At 64.4% G+C, this 20,570-nt stretch carries 13 protein-coding genes and 3 pseudogenes; 8 read left to right on the forward strand and 8 right to left on the reverse strand.

Translation table 11 applies throughout. The features are described 5' to 3' along the window. Positions 1-42: 42 nt before the first annotated feature. Positions 43-537: pseudogene (locus A6A27_RS43275) on the forward strand (DUF6308 family protein); the annotation flags it as partial. A gap of 49 nt (positions 538-586) precedes the next feature. On the opposite strand, the gene A6A27_RS43280 reads toward A6A27_RS43275, so the two are convergent. Next, the gene (locus tag A6A27_RS43280; protein ID WP_143194094.1) at positions 587-1,891 is read right to left on the reverse strand and encodes a DUF6602 domain-containing protein; all 1,305 of its coding nucleotides are present in this window, start codon (positions 1,889-1,891) and stop codon (positions 587-589) included. 353 nt (positions 1,892-2,244) lie between these two features. Here A6A27_RS43280 and A6A27_RS21315 point away from each other — a divergent pair, with 353 nt between their 5' ends. From A6A27_RS21315 to A6A27_RS46070, 3 genes and pseudogenes are all read left to right on the forward strand, one after another. Further along, positions 2,245-2,451: a hypothetical protein gene (locus A6A27_RS21315; RefSeq protein WP_198940391.1), complete on the forward strand. Its 207-nt coding sequence runs from the start codon at positions 2,245-2,247 to the stop codon at positions 2,449-2,451. After that, positions 2,435-3,232, forward strand: a complete 798-nt coding sequence (locus A6A27_RS21320; protein ID WP_198940392.1) for an IS110 family transposase — start codon at positions 2,435-2,437, stop codon at positions 3,230-3,232. The genes A6A27_RS21315 and A6A27_RS21320 overlap by 17 nt, the downstream gene beginning before the upstream one ends. 201 nt (positions 3,233-3,433) lie before the next feature. Further along, positions 3,434-3,661, forward strand: a pseudogene (locus tag A6A27_RS46070) (IS110 family transposase); the annotation flags it as partial. A gap of 3 nt (positions 3,662-3,664) precedes the next feature. Here the strand turns inward: A6A27_RS46070 and A6A27_RS43285 are convergent. Continuing rightward, on the reverse strand, positions 3,665-4,591 hold the full coding sequence (locus A6A27_RS43285) for a hypothetical protein (RefSeq protein WP_143194095.1): 927 nt from the start codon (positions 4,589-4,591) through the stop codon (positions 3,665-3,667). Continuing rightward, a complete protein-coding gene (locus tag A6A27_RS43290) occupies positions 4,591-5,415 on the reverse strand; it encodes a hypothetical protein (RefSeq protein ID WP_143194096.1) in 825 nt (274 codons plus the stop codon). Before A6A27_RS43290 ends, A6A27_RS43285 begins: the two co-directional genes overlap by 1 nt. A 474-nt stretch (positions 5,416-5,889) precedes the next feature. On the opposite strand from A6A27_RS43290, the gene A6A27_RS21335 reads away from it, so the two are divergent. The 4 genes and pseudogenes from A6A27_RS21335 to A6A27_RS47550 all read left to right on the forward strand — a co-directional run bounded on the left by A6A27_RS21335 (position 5,890) and on the right by A6A27_RS47550 (position 9,217). After that, complete coding sequence (locus A6A27_RS21335) at positions 5,890-6,087, forward strand: hypothetical protein (protein WP_073836409.1); 198 nt, start codon at positions 5,890-5,892, stop codon at positions 6,085-6,087. Positions 6,088-6,208: 121 nt separating this feature from the next. Next, positions 6,209-7,605: pseudogene (locus tag A6A27_RS21340) on the forward strand (IS1380 family transposase). A 384-nt stretch (positions 7,606-7,989) separates the two neighbouring features. Next, the gene (locus A6A27_RS21345; protein WP_073836410.1) at positions 7,990-8,574 is read left to right on the forward strand and encodes a hypothetical protein; all 585 of its coding nucleotides are present in this window, start codon (positions 7,990-7,992) and stop codon (positions 8,572-8,574) included. A gap of 355 nt (positions 8,575-8,929) precedes the next feature. Beyond that, entirely contained in the window at positions 8,930-9,217 is a 288-nt protein-coding gene (locus A6A27_RS47550) for a transposase (RefSeq protein ID WP_443189988.1), read from the forward strand. Between the two features lie 189 nt (positions 9,218-9,406). Here the strand turns inward: A6A27_RS47550 and A6A27_RS21355 are convergent, their stop codons facing one another. The 5 genes from A6A27_RS21355 to A6A27_RS21375 all read right to left on the reverse strand — a co-directional run bounded on the left by A6A27_RS21355 (position 9,407) and on the right by A6A27_RS21375 (position 20,568). Then, on the reverse strand, positions 9,407-12,289 hold the full coding sequence (locus tag A6A27_RS21355; protein WP_073836411.1) for a pPIWI_RE module domain-containing protein: 2,883 nt from the start codon (positions 12,287-12,289) through the stop codon (positions 9,407-9,409). 36 nt (positions 12,290-12,325) lie between these two features. Then, positions 12,326-15,841, reverse strand: a complete 3,516-nt coding sequence (locus A6A27_RS21360) for a signal recognition particle (RefSeq protein ID WP_073836412.1) — start codon at positions 15,839-15,841, stop codon at positions 12,326-12,328. Further along, the gene (locus tag A6A27_RS21365) at positions 15,834-16,988 is read right to left on the reverse strand and encodes a restriction endonuclease-related protein (protein ID WP_073836413.1); all 1,155 of its coding nucleotides are present in this window, start codon (positions 16,986-16,988) and stop codon (positions 15,834-15,836) included. The genes A6A27_RS21360 and A6A27_RS21365 overlap by 8 nt, the downstream gene beginning before the upstream one ends. After that, positions 16,960-18,681 carry a PD-(D/E)XK nuclease family protein gene (locus tag A6A27_RS21370; protein ID WP_241825381.1) on the reverse strand — a complete coding sequence of 574 codons (1,722 nt, stop codon included), beginning with the start codon at positions 18,679-18,681 and terminating at the stop codon, positions 16,960-16,962. The genes A6A27_RS21365 and A6A27_RS21370 overlap by 29 nt, the downstream gene beginning before the upstream one ends. Before the next feature lie 273 nt (positions 18,682-18,954). Then, complete coding sequence (locus A6A27_RS21375) at positions 18,955-20,568, reverse strand: GTPase domain-containing protein (RefSeq protein ID WP_073836414.1); 1,614 nt, start codon at positions 20,566-20,568, stop codon at positions 18,955-18,957. Positions 20,569-20,570: the final 2 nt, after the last annotated feature.

The following is a 20,570-nucleotide window of genomic DNA, read 5'->3' on the forward strand; positions in this document are numbered from 1 at the left end:
CCACCGTGATCGGCCAGTAACACAACACTCTCTAAGTATGCCGGCGACACGTTCCTCGGACTTGCTCCCAACGAGCCGTACGCGGTCGGCGTCGCCGACCTGCTCGCCGTCACGCTGCTGGACGTGAATCCAGGTGCGGCTGCGGCGCGAGCGCTCCTGCCTGGGGGGAAACTCGCCAACCACACGTCGACGCTGCTGGCCAGGATTCCACTCGGTGTCGCCATCTGGGAGGCGACCGACGACGACTTGGCTTGGTCCGGTTCGTTGTGGTCGCTGCTGCGAAACGTTGATGGCGTAGGGAGGACGATTGCTGGGAAACTCTTGGCGCGGAAGCGTCCCGAACTCATCCCGATCGTCGATGATGTCGTGCACGGCCGTCTTGGCTGCATCAAGGGCACCTACTGGAAAACATTTCGCCGCGTCCTCCAGGACCCCGCCCGTCGAGCGCGCATCGCCTCGCTCGCACCTCACGTGCCCGCACTACGCGCACTGGACACCTTGATGTGGATGCATTGGAAGAAGCATGGTCTGTCCTGAACACGAACTCGGCGCAGGACGGCATGAAAGTAGACCTCTGTGGATCACTTCAGCTGCCGCCAACCGTGCGGCGTCCGGCATCTAGGTGGCGCGCTACCCATCTCGACAGGCGCCCAGTGTTATTTTCTGCGGCAACCGCTTGGCCATCCGGAAGCATGACGCATTGACATTCTTCTGTAATCAGCTGAAGTTCGCGTCCGCTAGTTCCAACCAGGCCCGTCTCTAGAAGTCCATTAATGAAGCTCTCAGGATCTATTCCCGCTTGACTCAAAAAGGTTAGAAACTCATAATTATCAGTCTCGACAACCCAGCCGTTACACAGGGCCTGAATTACCACGAACTGCTCATGAGAAAGGCGGGCGGGTTCCCATTCAACCGATGTCTCTTGCGCCGCTAGGTGCTCTTCGCTTGCGTCTACTATCTCATACACCCAGCCGGTCCTGCCGTCGCTTTCGACAGCGTCCGCCAACAAGAATGCACTGAAATTCTCAATTGATAGGTCTTCCCCCCAAGGGTCACCCATTCCGAACTCGCGGTGAAGCCGCGTCCAAATGAGTTCTAGAAGCAGTTGCAGGGGGTTGGTCGACGATGAAACGCAAAACGGCCACTTGCCATCTTGCAAACGCGTAGAGAATGGCTGGCCGTTGGCTTTGAGCAACGAGTAGCCGCCCGACACGATAAGCTGCGGAAAACTTCCTGGACCGAAGCCACGAACGCCAGTGTTGCTCCCTAAGTACTCAGCCAGCGACCTTCGGAAGTTGCGCTCCCTTGCAAATCCGCGATATCCGAAGATTACTCGGACAGCACAAACCTGCTCCATCACGAGAGCATGCAAGATCAGTTGATGGCGCAGAGTTAGCCTCGACTTTATCTCGCTGAATGGTGGGGCGACAACCCCAGTTGTCTCCGCAAACGCTTTTTGAGCCGAGCGGACGTCCACGCGTCCCGCCTCACTGTCTCGAGATCGAATATAATTCGACTCCAGTGCGCGCACGTTGGCGAGATGCTCGAAAGCATCCGCTAGGTCACTGCTATAAAGCGTCTTTTTGATTTCAAATACAGCAATTACATCCCGCACGTGCCAGATATATTCTTTAATGTACGGGAGCCTCTGCCCTTCGCCTCGCACTAGCATGCAATCGATTTGCCCGGACTGCCCGCCAGTTCCGTCAGTGATGAACCCACTCACTACCTGCAGACCAAGGTGTTGCGGGACCGCCTGGCTCAGGATCTCCTTGGACAGGCCCTCGAACATGTCTCCGATAGTTGGCCCGTGCTTGATGTTGACGGCTTCCAGTCTCTTGATCTCCTCCTCTTTGAGGCGGAGTAGCAGCTCGGCAACCGTCCGGATCATGACTACTCCACACTCATCCCGCGTCAGGTCAGCATGTTCGACGTGTCAATACAGACTATAGATGGCCAGCGACACGTATCCGCGCTCCAGAGGCGTCAGCTACCTCGGTGGCAGGCAATAGCTATCAACGCACTCTTCTCGGCTACCTATTGACTGGTGGTACGACCGCAGCCCGGCCAGGCTTGGTCGAGGTGACCGGTGGGGTCGCTCTCATCTCGGCTGCCCACCGCAGGCTGGTGTGGCTCTCATCTGGCGTGCGCCCCGCCGGTCACCGCGGCGGAGAGAGGCTCAAGAGGGGACTGACCGGCTCAAGGTAGCGCTCGACGAACACTGCCGGATCGAGGGAGGACACGATGGCTCAGGCCATCATCGGCGTGGACCCGCACAAGCGTTCCGCCACCATCGAAATCATCAACGCGCGGGAGAAGACGCTCGGGCAGGGCCGGTTCGGCACCGACCGCGACGGCTACCAGGCCATGCTCGCCGCCGGCCGCAAGCACAAAGACCGCCTTTGGGCGGTCGAGGGCTGCAACCCTCGAGACGGTGCGGATCGGCAATGACCCGGTCGCGCTCGGGTTGGAGATCGCCAAGGCGGGTCCGGACCCGGACGTGGTCCTGGAGGCCACCTATGGCTGGTACTGGGCGGTGGATGTGCTGACCGCGGCCGGTGCTCGGGTGCATCTGGCGCATCCGTTGGGAGTGAAGGGGTTCGCCTACCGGCGGGTGAAGTACGACGCCCGGGACGCCGCGGACCTGGCGGATCTGCTGCGGATGGGCAGGCTGCCGGAGGCGTATGTCGCGCCGCCGGCGGTGCGGGAGCTGCGGGAGCTGGTGCGGCATCGGGCCAAGCTGGTCGCGTGGCGTTCGGGGTTGAAGGCGTCGGTGCATGCGGTGTTGGCCAAGCAGGGCGTGCACATCGCGGTGTCGGATCTGTTCGGCGTGGGCGGGCGAGAACTCCTTGCCCGGGCGCCGCTGGACGGGGCGTATCGGGGTCGAGTGTCGTCGCTGTGCCGGCTGATCGACGCGGTCGATTTCGAGATCGACGCGATTGCCGGTCCGATCCGGGCCAGACTCTGCGGGCACGGCGGTTACACGGCGATCCAGGCCATCCCCGGTATCGGACCGGTCCTGGCGGCGGTGTTCGTCGCCGAGATCGGCGAGGTCGACCGGTTCCCCGGCCCAGCGCAGCTAGCTTCGTGGGCTGGGCAGGTCAAAACCCTACCCTTGACCGGCCCCGCTCCTTCATGGATGACGTGGCGGGCCGGGCGGCGGCCCGCTCCCCGGAGGGCGGGCCGATGGCAGACAGTGAGGATGGTGGGGTGGGTCGCCGGGCCGGTCTGACTCACCGGCAGACCGACGGTTGCTGTCCTCATCCCGATCCGTCGGCCGGCCCGGTGGCTCCGCGAGCAGCATGTCACCGGTCAGGCGTCGTGACCTGATAGGAGCCTGTGCGAGAGGCGCCCACCACTGTGTTGTCCCTCTGCCTGACCGGTGACGTGTCCACACATCTCGACGCAGACGAGAAGGGCGGACCTCACCAGCATGGCAGCCAAGAAGCGACCCGTGATCGGTGGTGTCGACACCCACCACGCGGCGATGATCGACAGCAATGGCGGACTACTGGCCGACGCCGAGTTCCCCGCGACCACCGCCGGCTACGCGGAACTGCTGGCCTGGATGCGCTCCTTCGGCCGCTTGCTCGCCGTGGGCGTCGAGGGCACGGGCAGCTACGGCGCTGGGCTGGCCCGTCACCTGGCCGCCCGCTCACTCGGATTATCGCGGGGTCGCTCGGCGCCACCATTGATCGAACGGTGGCCGCTCGGAAGTAGGAGAGATCTCCGAATAGTCGTTCTTAAATAAGGTGTTGATAGGAGGAACGTTCCAGACAACCTTGTCGTCGCCCAGCCAGCGGTCGTGCCAATCTCGCACGCCCCGGCGATCGACCCGCCATTGGGCGACGATGTTGTAATTGCTCATTTCCTGTTGAAAACGCTCAAAGTCTTTCAGTGACTTGTTGCTGATCACATTCTCGGCGTCGCCTGAGATAATCCTAATTTCTGTTACATCCTCTAGGCGAAGCTCCTCGGCCAGTTCCTCTAATGCTCGTGCGCCGAAGTGGGGGTCGGCCCACCAGACAACGCCCTTCAGTGGTCTAATAACCCGACGAAGCTTTACCACATTCAGGAAAGGAGTTCGCGGGGAGATCATGGATGCTATCGCTTGAACCTCACCCGCAAGTGCCGCATCGGGGGCTGGCGCAAGACTTCGGACGGTCTTGAGTTTGGTCGAGTAGGCGAGAAGTCCTACGCCGCTCAACCATCGCAACGTGGGTCGGATATCTGTAACAGTCGTTTCGGTCGAGACTGCGCGATGCTGATGCAGCAAATCGAGTACGCCATCTTCTGGCACAGGGCCAAGTCCTCTCAACTCCTGTTCAATCACTTGTAGGGGATTGAGTTGTCGCAGCGCTTGCCCAAGCGCTTGGTTGGCTTCCTTATCTTTTCGCATCACCCAGGCAAGCTTGAACAGCGCGAGTCCCGCATCCGTCAGTTGAGACTCCCCGAGTAGGCCACACCGAGCGAGGAGGTATTTGGGTATCGGTTCAACATCACCGCCTGAGGCGGCAGTACGAATTGCGGACAATAGCTGCTGAGGAGGTATTTCGAAGAGGGAGCTATCATTTGGTGTGTCGGCAGCCACTACTGGAATCCCCTCAGGGATTGCAAGATTTGAATGACTTCATCCGCCCTATACTTCGATAAATCGAGCGATACCGAGATCGACAAGGCGGGTTGAGGGTACGCTGCACCGGGCCGGCTGGTGCTTTCAATGCTCTGCTCCGGATCTTCTTCATGTGGCGGCTCGTCCTCAGCCTCAAATGCTCGGTCCAGTTCGGCATCGTCCGCGTCCGTGTCCTCGACCACGTCTCTTTGGACGGGGATGGAAGCTTGCTCCTGGTCTGCATTGGCCGGCGGCATATCTCCGATTCCCGCTTTGCGGACGATGTTCAGGCCGTCGACCATTCCCGCATGGTGAAGCGATTCAACGAAAGCCTGCGCGGCTTTCTCGGCAAATTCCGCGGACTTGCCATAGTCGAACTGCAAACGCGAGGACAGGGCCGACAATTGAGGAAGCTCCGTGCCATCGAAACTATCCACCAGTTCACGGTATGCCTTCAGGTTCAATAAGGCGATCCGTCGAGCTTCGCGTTGACCATCTGCATTTGATGTGTTCACCAGCTTCTGACCTAGCTCCGACAGCCCAATCTGCTCGCCATCGATGTTTATCAGCTTAAAGCCGCGTAGAAGTGCTATCCGCGTATCCCAGTGGTTGCCCGAGGCGCGGTTCCAACCAAGCTGCTTCGCGAACGCTTCCTTGGAGGTCATGCCAAGCCGCGCGATGTTCCATAGCTTTGAGGCTGAGCTCTCGGCCACTGAAAGGCCCTGGCTAGGCAGCCCTTTCTTGAATGCCGGATTTCGAGCGGGCGTTGACGAGATAGCCGGGGTGGATGGCTGCTGCGACAAGTGGTCCTCCGGTAACGACGGCGGCAAGCAACACTAGGACGCGGCGGGGCGACTCGCCTCCGCCAGCTGGGTCCTACACGATCCTCCCTTAGTTCCGCACCTAAGGCATCCCGCGACACTGCTGCTTCGCATGGAGTCTGATGAGGGGTTTGGCAAAGCGTTGCCAGCAATCCCATCGGGGATGCCGGGAATCGGGCACGAGGTGGCACCAGGCATGATGGGGCAAACGGTGCTGATTCGGGCGTCACCCAGGTGTTTCCGGGCCGTGGGGGGTCGTCAAGTGGGGACCACCGCTGACCGACGACAACAAGCAGCGCTTTACAAGCGAGGGGGGCGAGCGCCTCGAACTGTCGTATCGCGGACAGAAGACCATGCAACCTCGCTCAGCTAGGCTGACCGCTCGACCTCTTGGAGGCTCAGGTGTCTGTCGGCAAGGTCTCTGTCGAGCGTAGCGCTCTTTCGTCTACTCATCTCATGATCATGCAGTTCGATCACACAACCGCAGAAATGGTTAGGTTCGGCGACACCTATGCGGACTCGGACTACAACCGGGCCGAGGCGGAACGCGACGCAGCCAACTATGCGCAGCAGGCGGGGGCGAAGGGCCTGTCGTTGCAGTATCTCGTCGTGCGAGTGGAGACCTTGGTGGCGTTTGGACCCGACAAGTTCTAAGCCTGAATCCACCGATAGGCATCGGGTTACGCCGGCGCGGTAGACAGGAAGATGCCCTCTGACCGGGGAAAATGGGAGTTCTCGAAGCTTCCATCAGCCTGGTCGAGAGGGCATCTGTCAGGTGCGATTGTTGCATGGCCGCCGCGGCGTGGACGCGGTGTTTGATGATCCGAATTTGGTGTCGTGTGCCGGGTTGGTCCCGGTGATGCGCTTGGCCGAGCAGGTGGATCTTGCTGGCCTGGTCGCAAGGCGGGTACGCCCTGACCTGTCGACCGGAGCCAACGCTGGGGGTAAAGCCGCGGCGATTGTGGCCGGGATGGCCGCCGGCGCGGACTGCATCACCGATCTGGACGTGCTGCGCCACGGCGGGATGGGTGGCCTTTTCGCCGGGGTGTACGCGCCGTCGACGCTGGGATCGTTTTGCGGTTCTTCACCTGGGGTCACACGCTGCAGTTGGAGGCCGCCGCACGGGACCTGCTGGCTGCCCTCGCCGCGCGGATGCCGCTGTTACCCGGCGCCGGGCAGTTGGCCTATGTGGATGTGGACTCGCTGTTGCCTCGCGTGTACGGGCACGCGAAGCAGGGCGCGGCGTTCGGGCACGCCAAGGTCGGCGGCTACAACGTGCGGCTTCGTGGCCTGTCACCGTTGGTCGCCGCGATCAGCACCCCGCAGGCCGCCCCGGTGGTCGCCGCCACACGGTTGCGTGGCGGTAACGCCGGTTCGGCTCGCGCCGCGGCGTCGCTGGTGAAACAGGCGATCTCCACCGCCCGCGCGTGCGGGGCGACCGGTCAGATCCTGGTACGCGCCGACTCGGCGTTCGGCTCCGGCCCGGTGGTCTCGGCCTGCCGCAAGGCAGGCGTGAACTTCTCGGTCACCCTGCAGACCAACCCGAAACTACGGGCCGCGATCGACGACATCGGGAAGTCAGCGTGGACGCCGGTGCGCTACCCCGGCGCGGTCCGCGACGACGACACCGGGCAGTGGATCTCCGACGCCGAGGTCGCCGAAACCGTCTACACCGCGTTCGAAACAACCACCCACAAGATCACCGCCCGGCTGGTCGTGCGCCGTGTCCGAGAGAAGAACCCGGCACCAGCCGGACAGGAAGAGCTATTCCCCACCTGGCGCCACCACGCGTTTCTGACCGACACCAGACTGTCCACCGTGGAAGCCGACCTGACCCACCGGGCCCACGCCATCATCGAGCAACTCTTCGCCGACCTGATCGACGGGCCCCTGGCCCACATGCCCTCGGGCCGATTCCCGGCCAACGCCGCCTGGCTGACCCTCGCCGCGATGACCCACAACCTCACCCGAGCCACGGCGACGCTCGCCGGACCGGCCCACGCCAAAACCCGCGCCGCCACCATCCGCCGGCAACTCATCAACGTCCCCGCCCGGATCGCCCACCGAGCCCGACGAATCATCGTTCACCTGCCCACGCACTGGCCCTGGCAGACCGCCTGGCAGCAACTGTTCACCGCCGCCCACGCACCACCCGCACCCGCCGGCCCCTGACCGACCACCCACCACAGGCCCGAGCACCAACACGGAGCAAGCCGGAACAAGCCGGCAGGCTAACCACGCCCGCCACCCCAACCATCAACACACATCAACGAATGATGATCAATGCCGCCAACCAAAGATCACAGCGGTGGATTCAGGCTAAGCCGTCGCCAGGCCGTCAAACGGATGAAGCGCCCAAAACGACAAGCGCGGGGTCAGGGGGTTGGCCGAGTTGAAGCCCGCGGCTCTTCGTTTCCACTACAGCCAGCGTCGGCGAGCAGCAGGGGAGCACCGAGCGCGGCCGCCATCCGACTCGTCGCGCTCGGCATCGGCATAGCGGCGAAATGACGCGGCACGGTGGTCTAATGAGGACTCGCCCCCAGTGAGGAGCTTGACGTGGGTCTCGCTGACTTCATTCGGATCGCCCGAGGAAACCTGACCGCCGAGGAGCTAGCCGAGCGTGACGCTCTCGCCCGCGAGCGCTCTGAAGCTCGGCGGGCCGAGGCCGAGCGGGCGCGTGTCGAAGCCGAGCAGGCGTTGCAACGTCGACGTGCGCAGATCGCCGCGCGGGACCGGCACCCGGAGCGCATGGAGGTGGCCGTTGGCATCTCCTCGATCGAACTGGTCTGCCATGCCGACACGCTGACTGCGTTGCTAGTCATGCTCCAGGACACGTCCGGCTGGACGAGCCCCCGAGCGCAGGAAGGGCGGATCGAGGCCCTCGACGGCAACATGGTGCGTGTTCACCTCTCTGGTCACCAGGTCTCCCTCATTCTCTTCAGGACGGCTGAGCGCGCGCAGAATGCCTGGCAGGGACAGGCTGTTGTTGCCAAACGTCTATACCGAGCGTTTGCCGGGATCATCGACCAGGTGGATCCGGACGCGCCTTCTGCTGAGCCGATTCCGCCGGTGGTGCTGGACGACCGGGTGGGCGTGCGTCGCGGTGAGGATGACGAGATGGCTGAGCCCGGCCAGTCGTAGCCGAGGAAGGGGCCAGGCGGCGTGCGGCTGGGCCTAGCATCTGGGGGCACGACGTCATGGTCCTTGGCGCCTTGATCGGTTGCACGCCTACGAGGCAGCGAAGAGGCAGCGAGACGACCGACAGCACCCGGTAAGGGATGACGAGAGGCAACAGAGTCACCGTGCTCGGCGGCCAAGGACGCCAGCGGATGACATTTAACCGTGCCGCGGACCCGCGTTCACACCGAAGCGTTCTGTGCAGATGCGCCCAGGCTGATCCAGCACCGAGTGCTAGAGCACCCACCGCGGCTGTTGTCGGCAGCCGTAGCAGATCCTCGCCATGATTTGCAGCCGCTAGATCCTTGGGTTCGAGAATCTGAACGATGCCCAGTGGGCCCTGGTCGAGCCACTGCTGCCGGCGCCGAACAAGGGCGAGCGCCCGGAAAAGCATCCGCGAACTGGTGGACGCGATCTTGTATGTGGTGCGTACCGGCTCGGCTGCTCGTGGCGGCAACTGCCGGTCGATTTCCCGCCATGGCAGACGGTGTACTGGTACTTCACCCGCTGTGAGGAGAACAAGGCCGCCGAGCGGATGCTGGTCGTGCTGCGCCGCCGGGTTCGTGCCGGAAGTCGAGGAGGAACTCCTTCTTGCCCTGGCCGATGATATCGGAATGATGGTCGACGAGGCACCGGGAAGCGCTACTGATCCGCACGCGCGATAGGCGAAAACAGCGCCCCACTCGATAATTCACAAGTGATAGTTCTGGGACGCGGCCGTCGGTGCCTGGGCCAGGCTGGGCACCTCGTGCGGAGTGAGGTGCCCAGCCCGTGTGTCCGTTTGTTGCGGAGGGCCTCAGGACTCGAAGTCGAAGGCTAGTTGAATATCGCCTTCGGGTTCGGGTTGATCGTCGATGTTGTCGCCTTCGTCTTCGAGGGTGTCGTCGGCGGGTAGGGCGTATTGGTTGGTGAGTCGTGCGACGTGCATGATCAGGGGCCTGCTGAGGGCTGCCCGGTAGTCGTCAAAGCAGTGGCGTTGCTGGTGCAGAAACCCGGCCCAGGTTGCAGGGTCTTCACCCTCGGGGTGAGCGACGACGACGAACTCGAGTAGTTCAGCGTTCCAGGCGTTCTTAGAAGGGTCGAGATAGTTCCTCGCACCTTCTAGCTTTCCGTCGTCGGGGGAACGGCCCTCTGAGGGATCGGGAGCATCGGCCTTTGCCGGGTTCTCCTTGTAATGAGGCGTAAGTTTGGCTAAGTCGATGACGATGGAGCTGTGGGTAGCCGGCTTGTCAACCGTGCTGTAGTAGACGCGCGTCTGCTCGGTGTTTCCGGTTCCGTCGTCGTGTCGCCACAGCCCGTCGGAAATGCCGATGCTGTCGCCCTCGAAAGCCCATGACTCGGGGGTTTCGAGGCGATCGTTGCCGCAGATCCGCACCAGCCTCATTTTCTTGCCGAAAAGGCTGATTTTCTGGGGTCGCAATTCGCCAAGCTGGAGGTGGTTGGGAAGCATATGAGCGTTCTGTACCGTGGTGAGCCGATACCGGATGTTGTGGGCTTCAGTCACGATCAGGGTCTGCGTGTTCCGGAACCGGGTTAGGGTGCTTCGGATGAAGGCAGCGAGCCGCTCCTTCTGTTCGTCTTCCTTGGCGGGGCTGGCGTGGTAGTTCGTGCCGGCCAGGGTCTTGAGCAGGGTCGGGTAGGGCACCCAGTCGGCCATGCCCTCCGTTTTGCCCATGATGTGCTTTTGGCCGGGCCGGATCAGGATGGCGATCGGGATGAAGATCTGGTGAGTGTTGGTGTCGTCGTTGCGCCGTTTGACGACCCAGAACGCGAGCTGCTCGAGGTCGTCGGGGATGGCGCTCTTGAGGCGATGTTGCGGGACGAATCGGACGCCGAGCTGACGTAGGCAGTCGTCCCAGGCGGCTTCGGCCCGGTGCTGGTTGCTGGCTTCTTCTTTGTCGAGGTCCTTGCCGGGGAACTCGTCGGGGCGGATGAACTGGCTGACCATGCCGGCGTCGGCGCAGCCCATGCGGATCGCGAATTTCGGGTCGGTGGTGCGTGCGTTGAAGGCTTTCGCGCCGTCGAGCTCGATGAGGGCGAGTTGCAGGCTGTCACCGACTTCTTCGGCCAGATCTTCCATAGCGGAAGCGACCAGCTTTCGGCGTGTGGCGACGGCTTCGTCGTGCTTCCTGCCGCGCCGGGGAACGGAGCCCTGCCCGAGCACTGCGCCGAGCCTGCCGAGGGGGCGGGCGTAGATCGTGAGGGTGAGGTCTCCGACGTCCCATGTCCAGGTGTCGTTGCTGACGGGTTGCTGATGGGGCAGATCAAGTAGTCGTTCGACGGTAGCGAGCAGGCGGTCCCGCATTCCCTTGCCGTCTCCCTGGTAGAGCAAGACGACGGAGAGCCGGCCGTCCACCGCAGCGGCCAGTTGATGGCGCCGGATGACCGCGTTCGCCCTCGAGATTTCAGCGTTTGCGGCGTGGACGGCTTCCTGCCGTTCGACGAGCTGGATGCGCTCGGCGTCGGTCTGGTCCTTCTTGCCCTTGGGGACGCCCTCGAGCTTGGTGAGGCTTCGGCTCGCCTTGCCGCCGATGAGCACGCGGGTCAGGGGCTGGTCGAGGTCGAAGTCGGGCTGCAGGCACTGGCCGATCCAGCGGATGAGGCGGCTGCGTTCGGCTGGCATGATGCCGGTGCCGACCTGGTGGTCGGGGCCGCGCATGGTGGTGTGGTAGGTGACGGCGGCAGTGACGCCATCTCGGCCGAAGATCCAGGCGTCTGACTTACCGGCGAGCTGCTCGGCAGCCGGGAGATTTTCCAAGGCGCCGATCCGGTTGAGGATCTGTTCGGTGCCGCCGTTGCGCCAGCCCATTTCCCGGGTTTCTCGGTCCCAGATCAAATGGGCGACCGCGAATTTCTGCGATGTCGGTGCGTCGGTGACGAAGGGGCTGGTCGACTGTAGGAGGGTGGAGGCTCCCCAGCGGCCCTTGGTGTGTAGCTCGCCGCTGGTCCAGCGGCGGATGCCGGTGTCGACGTGTAGTCGCAGGGTGGGGTCGAACGCCTTTGTACGCAGCGCGATCTTGATTGTGGCGCTATAGTACCAGGTCCGGATGTTGCTGCCTTTGCCGGTGTGGTGTTCCAGCGGTGGCCAGGAGACGAGTTCGGCGTAGCCGTTGGCGGGATTGGTCGCGACCTGCCGGAATCGTATGGATTTGCTGCCGTGATGGTAGGACTGGCCGGCGATTTTAGCTGCGGCGTAGTCAGGCAGCAGGGTGAACAGGTGAGGCTGCGGGACGGCGGTGTTGCCGTCGGAGAGTTCGTGGGCGAGCAGGTCGACGGTCTTCTGCGTCCATTGCAGGGTGCCGGAGCCGAGTTTCGTGATTGCCGGCAGGACGAGCGCTTTGCCGTCGTCGGTGGTGGGCAGGTCATACAGCCAGGCGTTGATGAAGGTCCGCATGATCGCCGGAGGGAACGGCTTCGCCGCGAATAACCAGGGGTTGCCTTCGTCGAGGTTGGCCCGGGTCGCGGTGGAGACCAGATCGGGGGCTGCGGTGCGCATCAGTGCGTTGAGGCGCCCGATTGGCACCTGCTGGGCGCGCGCGCGCGATTCCTCGCGCCAGCCGGCGGTGTATAGGTCGAGGATGGGGCGGCGCCAGGAGACGGGGAAGGTGAGCGTGTGCAGCGGGATTTTGAGATCGCGTGCTGCCACGAAGGCTGCGGTCTGGGTGTGGTCGTAGCGCATCGAGGGCCTTTCTGAACCGGTCCGAGCGTGGGGCGGTCAGTTCATGTCGCGCAGGGCGCGGTAGAGCGGGTCGTAGAGGGCTTGAACCAGCGATCGGTCGATCGCCGTTTGTGCCGTCTCGGGGTCGAAATAGGGAGCGAGTTCGTGCAGCATGCTGGCGAGCAGGCTGGTCGCTGGGGTGTCGTCTCCGGTGAAGCCGGCCTCGCGGGGTGAGAAGGCTCCGTCGACGAAGTAGACGCGGGCGGCGACGCCGCCGCGCACGAGTCGTCCGATGACCTGCCAGATGACCACGAGCTGATCCCAGGTGAAGGCCGACTTCTCATCGGGAGGCAGGCTGGTCCAGGACAGGCGGCGGGTGAGGAAGCGGTGCCATTTGCGGGCGGCTTCGGCCCGGAAGCGCAGTCCGGCGTCGTCCGGGCTGCCAGCGGCCAGAGCGGTCTGGGTGAAGTGGCGGCCTGGACCGCGGACTTGGCGGACCGCCCAGTCGTTGATCGCCTGGGTGGCCAGGGTGATGTCGTCGGGGCGGTGATGCGGGCGGGCGAGGAAATACACGCTGCCGATGGCGGCTTTGCCGCCAGGAACCACGATGTTGTGCCCGCGCTCGACGGCCAGCAGCGGCGCGATCAGCAGCTGCCCGCCGATGTCGGGGAACTTGGTCAGCTCGCCGCGGCGAAGGTGCAGCTGGCGGGTGTCGGCGGGCAGGTTGCTCCAGGAGTGGTCGAGGTCGGTGTCGTCGGATACCAGGACCGTGACGTTGCCGGTCCATTCCGGCAGGTTGTTGAGGTAGTGCCCGGCACGGTGTGCCTCGGCGTAGCTGCCGACCAGCAGCAGGATCCTGCGGCGTTGTGGGTCGTCGATGTCGTCCAGTTCCTGCTGCAGCAGCGAGGTTGCGCCCGTCAGGCTGCGGTCAGGTACGGCCAGTTGGTGCAGCATCTGCTCGAGCTGGGCGGGCCGCTGCCGGGGGTCGGTGCCGGACAGCCTCAGGGCGGTGGTGACGCCGGGTGGGTAGAGGAAGAGCTTGCGGAAGGTGCTCTTCTTGATGGCGGCGACCTCGTGCTCGTGGGGCCGCAGCACGGCGTCGACCTGGGCGTGCAGGTGGTAGCGGCTGGAGGTGCCGGCCCAGCTGGTGGCCGACATCAGCAGCACGTGCGGGCCGGGCCGGTTGTCCACGGCAGGGATGTCGGCGAGCTCCAGCAGCAGCTCGCGGCCGACGCCGTTACAGCGGAAGAACCGCAGCTCGCCGCTTTGGTCGCCGTCCTCGTTGCGGTCGCCGGCCTGGAACTGAAAGCCGAGCACGTTACCCATGGGGGATTCGGGGACCACCGGCATGTAGTCCTTGGGCGGCCGGCGCGACAGCACGTTGGAGGTCGAGTCCAGGTTGAGCGCGGCTTCGACGCGCGGCCACAGAATGGTCATGCGGTCAAGACGATCGTGCAGGACCGCCAGGACGAGGGTGAATTCGAAGCGGTGCAGGTTGGCGTCGAGGTCACCGGCGACGGAGGCGTTGTTCGGGACCAACTGGCGGAGCAACTTCTTGAGCCGCTCACGGCTGAACTCGCGAACGAATACCCCTCGGGGGGCGTGCAGCAACTCGGTTGCCATCGCCACGAGCGCGTTGACCAGGTCCGTGGTCGTATCCTCGGGACCACGCCCGCGCAACGGGGTCAGCGGCGAGTCGCGGAAACTGCCGAGAACGGTGTCGACACGCTGGAGCTCGGCCCGCTGGGAAGCAAGTTTGTCCTCGTCGGGGGCCACGGCATTCTCGTCATCGTTGCGGTTGCGCCTGCGCAGCTCGGGAAACCACTCATTGATCAGCCATTGGTGCAAGGTCATCGCGCTGAAGTAGTCCTGCGTGATCCATCGCCGCAGCGGCTCGTCGTTGATCAGCATGGAGTAGATCCGGTCGGTGGCCGTGATGACCGTGTTGAGCGCGTTGTTCCAATCGTCGATCTCGTCACTCGACAACTGCAGCCGACCCTGCGCGGCCAACTCGGTGAGCTTGTGCTTGCCGACCTCGTCGAGCCACGACTCCGCACCACGGGCCACCAGCGTCGCCGCCGGCGCGAACGCGGTGTCGAGCTGCATCTGTACCCGGTCGGCCTCGTCAACGATGATCAGGTCGCTGCGGCGGCAGGCCAGCTCCAGGTAGCGCATGTTCTCGTCGTTGAGATGGTCGGGCACACGGCTGTGCACCAGCGATGCCGGCGTGGCGACCCAGATCTGCGCGTCGACCAGGTCGCGGGCCGCACTATGCCGCGGGCACGCAGTCCACAACGGGCATCCGTGACGTTTCGGCCTGGCTGGCCTACGGCGACGCCGGAACCCCGTGCTGACGGGGTCGGGATCGTCGTGCTCGATCTCGGCCTTCTCGACATCGTCAGCGTTGTACAAGCCGGTGCATGGCGCAGCGGTGATTGCCAGCGCCCGGCGCGCCTCGAACCCCCGTAAGGCGTCGAGCGGGCAGGCGCTCGACAGGTGCGCGAAACCCGGGTTGTCATGATTCAGCATGGTCTGTGTCGCAGACTCGCTGCGCCGGTGCAACCGCTGAATGTTGCGTTCGAGGGTGGACTTTCCCAGGATCGGCGCGGCGTGCACACCGAGGCGGCGGAACTGCTCGGTGATGGTCAGCACTTCGGCGACGTCACCGACGACGATCGTGGTCCGGCGTCGGTCGGCCGGGCGCTCGCGGGTGGCGAGCTGGAAGGCCAGAATGTCACGGATCGTGGACTTGCCGGCGCCGACCATGCCGACCAGGTTCATCAGCCTGTCGATGCGCAGCCGGGGATGGGTCACGAACGCCCCGGCGGCTTCGTCGCGCAGCAGCAACTCGACCCGCCGTAGACGCTTCTTCCAATCGTTGGACTTGCCCGGCGTGCGGTTCTCCGCCAGATCCGCGGCGTTGGCGGCGACCTCCAGGGCATCCATAGCATCAGCGGCGGCTTCCAGCTCGGTCATGGTGACGGTGATCGGCTCGCCTTTGCCTGCCGGCACCGCCCCGACGTCATGCCCGATCCAGGGCTTGAGGCCGATCAGCTCGACGGGGATGTTCACGGAGTGGCGCTGGTCGCGGACGTAGAACAACTGATCTCCGGCACCGGCGATGGGCAGCTCGCGCCGCTCCAGAGGAGGCGGCTGGGTCAGCAACCGTTCGTAGACGTCCCCGCGGTCGTGCGCGCGCGTGGGCTCGAGCGCCTTGGGCAGATCGTCGATGGTCGCGAACGTGTAGCCGCGGAGCGTGATGTCGACGTCGAGATACATGTGCAGCGAGTTGTGCCAGGTGTAGCGGCGGCTGCGGTCCCACAGGAAATGCCGGGCTCGCCGGATCATCAGCCGCGCTTCGCTGGTGCGTACGTCGCCGAACGCTTCCTCATAGGGGTAGCCGCTGAGCAGCGTCCAGATGTCGCGCACCGGCCGGGTCGGCATGACCCGCGTGCCGAGGTAGATTGCCAGCTCGACGTCGAGCAGGTCACCGATGCCGAACCCGGCAGGCGCCTTCCACGCGCCACGGAATTCGCCGGCGAGGTCGCCGTGCCAGCTACTGCGATCACGCATCGTCGCCTCCCGCGCCGTTCTTACGCAGCCGGGCCAAGGTGGTTGTCAACATGCGGAGAAACGCCTTGTCGCTGAGCAGGGTCACTTGCTCCTTGACCTCCGGCGGGCAGAAGTGCTCAAAGACGATCTTGTAGTCCTCGCGGTCGTCGAACCGGTACTGCGGCACCACCAGGAAGGCCCGGTTGTACGGCGGCTCCGGCCGGAACCGGGTGGCGCTGTGCCCGAGCAGGGCCGGGTTGGCGCGGTCTTTCACGTCGACGGCCCAAACCTGCCGGTTCGGTAGCGTGATCCTCAGGTCGTAGGCATCACAGCCCGGCCACATCTCGGGGACGAGGCCCTTGCCGATGAGCTTCTGTTCGAGCTCGACCTCGGCCAGTCCTGGGCCGGTGATGAACATGCGCAGCGGCGCTCGCAGTAAATACAGCCCGCCGGTCGAGCGATCGTCGATGAACTCTTTCGGGGTGGCGTGGGCTTCGCGGCGACAGCGGTCCAGCTCGCACCGCCAGGACCGCCCATCGGGTTTGAGTAGGCAGTGGCAGCGTGCGCATGTAGCGAAGCGTCCGTCGGTGCCTCGGTATGCGGCCGGGGCCGGCTCGTAGCACCGGTTCACCGTCTCCAAAACGGTGCCCAGCTCGGGATGCTCACCGATCAGCGTCGCCTTGTCGATACCGGTCAGGACCGGCTTGTCGATCAAAAGGTACCGGAACGCGGTGTAGGACTGCGGCGATCGTGCCGCCTCGCACTGTGCGAAGACCGTACGGATGATCTCGTTTTCGAAGAGCTCGGCTGCGGCATCGGGACCTGAGACCTCCCACTCGTAGCATCGCTGGGTGGGGACCCCGGTCTGCGCGTCGACCAGGAACTCGTCCAGGTTTTCGGCTTCCGCCGGCAGGTCAAACGGCCATTGTCCGATCGGCCTGGTCGCCGCCCAATGCGCCATGTCTGCGACGCTGGCCGGCGGCTCCATCTCGCGCAGCAGGCACTGCAGGACCAGGTGGTTGTAGGCCTTCTGCACCTTGTCGGAGTAGATCGGGTCCGGGGACCTGTCGTGACGCGACAGGTCGACCAGAGCGGTCGCGACCATGCGCAGCAGCGTCACCCCGGTGAAGGTGGACAGATCAGGCGGGCGGTTCTCGGTCAGCACCACGGGCGGTCTCCTGAGAGGACGGCGGCGTGTCCGTTTCCGCCGCGCGGGGACACCACCTACTTACCGGACAGGTACGACAGTTATCCCCAGGCGCCGCGGCGAAGGTGTTGTCCTCGCGCCACGGCTGCGCCATCTTCCGCAGGACTGCGTACGCCTTATCGAGCTCCTGCGGATCTGACGGGTCGACCATGATGAGATCCGCTCCGGCCGGCCGGAGAATCTCCAGCTCCACTCGGGAACCGTCGACGGGTCCGCCGAGCAGGCCTCGCCCGAGGATGGCTGTCGCGAGCGCGACCTGCGGGAATTCTGTGACGACATCCTCGCCACCACGCTGGCGGCGTCGGGTGGTCTTGGTCTCGCGCCACACCCAGGCGCCGTCGTCGCGGTAGACGAGGTCGGGCTTGGCGATCACCAGCGTCTGGGCAGCTGTGTCATGAAAGACGAAGGTCTCTTCGATCCTGAGGTCTGAAGTGTTCTCCTCAAGCGGGCACACGGACGGGTGATGCGCGAGCATCCGCATGCCGGCCTCGGCTGCATCAGCATCGAGCTCCCAGCGCGGGTCGGGCCAGCTGGTGTCAGCTGGCATGTCCGCGTGCTGGCATGGTCCGCTTGCTTTCGCGTGCAGCGTCTCTAAATAGCGATGAACTGCCTGGCCGATCCGGGCCGGAGTGGCGTACTCGTTGACCTTCGGCAGATGCAACGTCTGCAGGTAATGCTGGGCCGGGCAATTGTCGTAATAGCGTAAGTCGGTGATCGACACCTGGCGCAGCTTCGCTCGCCGGTACGACCGCAGTCCCAGTAGTCCCGGAGCTCGCATCACCTCGTCACAGGTCAGCGCGAGGCGGCATTTGAGACAATCGCCGCCTGGGCGGCGCGTCTGGCCATGAAGGACCTGAATCGCTGCGCGACGTCCATCCTTCTCGTAAAGAGCGGCGGCATCCTCGATGGTTCCGTCGAACAGGACTCTTCTCAGGCCTTCGGTGAGGTCGATGTCGGCGACCACCACGCGAGACACCTCTTCGCGTGCCCGGACAAAAAACTTCTTCTCCCACTCATCGGGCCACGGCGCGGGACGGCCGTATGCGGCCGTGTAGGCCGCGGCCGCCACCTCGGCCTCGCTGCGCTGTCGCTCTAGCATGTTCGCGAGGCGAATCAGCCGTAGTTCACGCACCGCACCATCGGCCGAGCGGTAGCGCCGACCCCAAGCCCATAGCTCGCGTACACCTTGATCGACATGCTGGACCACCCACCAGTGGGCGACCGGCAACATCGATGGTTCCGCCTCACAGATCGACAGGTAGCTGCGCACGGCATGCTTGATGAAGGCTGCGAGACCTTCGTGAAGCGGCTGCTTCGCCAGCACCGAGTTCAACGCCTCGTCAACCGGTCGGCGGTCGAACTCCACAGCGTCCAATACGTCCATGACCAGCCGCACCGGCACCGGCGGCTTGTCTCGACGCGGCCAGGCGGCGGGCTTGAGCCCTGGCCTCGACTTCACCGCAAGATGCATCGCGCACCTATGGTCTCCCCCAGCCAAGACGCTCGATGCCACACGAATGGGCGACGCGCTGCCGACGAGTTCAGGCGGCGCGGTCCAGGTTCTTGCAGGCGGTGCGTCCTCGGGTGTTCTCTGACCGGGAACGAGGGGAGGGGTGCCGCGTTGTTCCAGGGGTAACGGTTTCCTGTCTGACATCGCGCTCCCATGACGAGGGTGCTGGTCCAAGCCGACCTGGCTCTTGGCCGCCTGGAAGGCTTCCTCGACGGTCCAGCGGATGCCCGCGACCCGCACGAGCTGAGCGAGGGTGGCCGGGTTCGGGGTCCAGCAGCGGTAAAAGGCCAGCTCACTGGTGGTGGTGTTCTTTCTGATCAAGAGACTGTGCCGACCGCCGTCGTCGGGGTCAGCGTCGGTGCACACGTCGTCCAGCCAGGCCCAGTCGTAGAAGCCGGGACTCAGGAGCCCACTCGCTTACGCCTCTGTCTCGAGCAGCGGCACCGTACCCCCTCGAAGGAGGCGCTCGCCTTCCGCCACAGCCACTTGCAGCTGTTCGACGAGCTGGCGCAGGTTCTTGTCGAGATCGACCTGGTCACTCGTTTCCGCGACAATTGTTGTCCGCACATCGTCGACAAACGGCTTCCACGCATCGTGAGCGTGCTGCGTGCACTCAGTGACGACCTGTTGGCGCTTCTCGGCCGCCGTCTTGTCCTGGTTCAGGCGTGCGCGATCTGCTCTCTGCTCGTCGATGACTTTCGCCAGGTAGACGGCAAGGGGAAGCGCGGCTTCGGCGATGCCGATGTGCCGTCCCAGGTCCCTAGGCGCCTTCGTCGAGCTGGCCTTCCCGCCGGCGGTCGGCCCGGGTGCTTTGTTCGCGGCCTTCAACATACCGATCAACATGGTCCCTACCGTCTCGACATGTCCTGGGGCAGCGCCGGGCCCTGCCGGGGTCGCGGAGGCATCCTCCTCGGCCCGGAGTGTCGCGACCAGCGAAGCAAAGCCGGCCCAGGAGGGCCGGGCGCGCTCTCGCTCCCTGGTCTTGCGGATCGACTGCTGCAACCGCTGGAGGCGGACCTCGTGCTTGGTGAACCACTCGTCGAGCGTGCGCCGAATCTCGGCCTGAAGTTCATCGGTGCCGGAACCCGCCTCCCACGACTGCCGCATCACCTCCTCGACGAGACCGTCGAGGCTGGCTTGGGCTGCCCGATCGAGAGTGTTGAGTTCGCTCTCCCACGCGTCGCGGCGAGCGACGCCATTGGCAGCTACTTCGGCACGTGCCGTGTAGTCCGACAGTTGCCTCCGCAGCTCGGTCACGGTTTCGTCCAGGACCGCTGTCCAGTACCGTTGCCCGGCCGCATGTCGCCATCCGGGCAGTGCCGAAGGGGACACCGCCACGACAGCATCCGCAAGGTCCCTCATGCCGTCCCAGCCACGGAAGTCATCCCAGGTCTCTCGGCTGAGATCTGTGTCCGGTCCTGCCGTCTGGAACGGGTCCTGCGAGACAACGAAAATCGGTGTCCTGTCGTCCAGTTCGAACAGTTCCTGCAACTCGCGAACCTTGCGATCACTCAGCTCCCGGTACTCCGCGAGGTCGTACTCCGGGTCCACACCCGCCTCGTCGAACCGCGAGATGACGAACCACATCGTCCCCACCGGCCATCCCTGCGTGAACAGCTTCTGAAGCACGTCACGTTCGGCGGTCGCCAGCTGCGGGGTCAGTACCGCGATGCCGACGTCCGTGAGTCCGACCGCCGCCATTGCTCGGCGCGAATTGTTCTGTGCACGAATGTCGGACGCACCGACCGCGAATCCGGGAGTGTCGCGGATGAGGCACCCGCCGACCTCGACGTCGTTGACCTCGAAGGTTTCGTGGCGTGCGCTGATCGTGAGCCAGCCGGGAACATCGCGGCCCGAATCGACGAGCAACCGGCGGAGCAGGGAACTCTTGCCGGTGTCGTAGGACCCGAAGAGGGTCACGACCGGTCTGTCCAGCTTCTCGAACGCGTCCCAGTCGTCGACATACTGGCCGACCAACGATCCGCCGGGAAGTCGCGCCAGCCAGTCACGCACTGCACCGATGTCAACCACTG

Origin of the sequence: Micromonospora sp. CB01531, assembly GCF_001905095.1 — a bacterium.
Classification (GTDB): domain Bacteria; phylum Actinomycetota; class Actinomycetes; order Mycobacteriales; family Micromonosporaceae; genus Micromonospora.

Excerpts from the sequence above, each read along its gene's own strand:
- A6A27_RS43280 (WP_143194094.1), bottom strand. The coding sequence starts at position 1,891 with ATGATCCGGACGGTTGCCGAGCTGCTACTCCGCCTCAAAGAGGAGGAG.
- A6A27_RS21315 (WP_198940391.1), top strand. The coding sequence starts at position 2,245 with ATGGCTCAGGCCATCATCGGCGTGGACCCGCACAAGCGTTCCGCCACC.
- A6A27_RS21335 (WP_073836409.1), top strand. The coding sequence starts at position 5,890 with ATGATCATGCAGTTCGATCACACAACCGCAGAAATGGTTAGGTTCGGC.
- A6A27_RS21355 (WP_073836411.1), bottom strand. The coding sequence starts at position 12,289 with ATGCGCTACGACCACACCCAGACCGCAGCCTTCGTGGCAGCACGCGAT.
- A6A27_RS21360 (WP_073836412.1), bottom strand. The coding sequence starts at position 15,841 with ATGCGTGATCGCAGTAGCTGGCACGGCGACCTCGCCGGCGAATTCCGT.
- A6A27_RS21370 (WP_241825381.1), bottom strand. The coding sequence starts at position 18,681 with ATGTCAGACAGGAAACCGTTACCCCTGGAACAACGCGGCACCCCTCCC.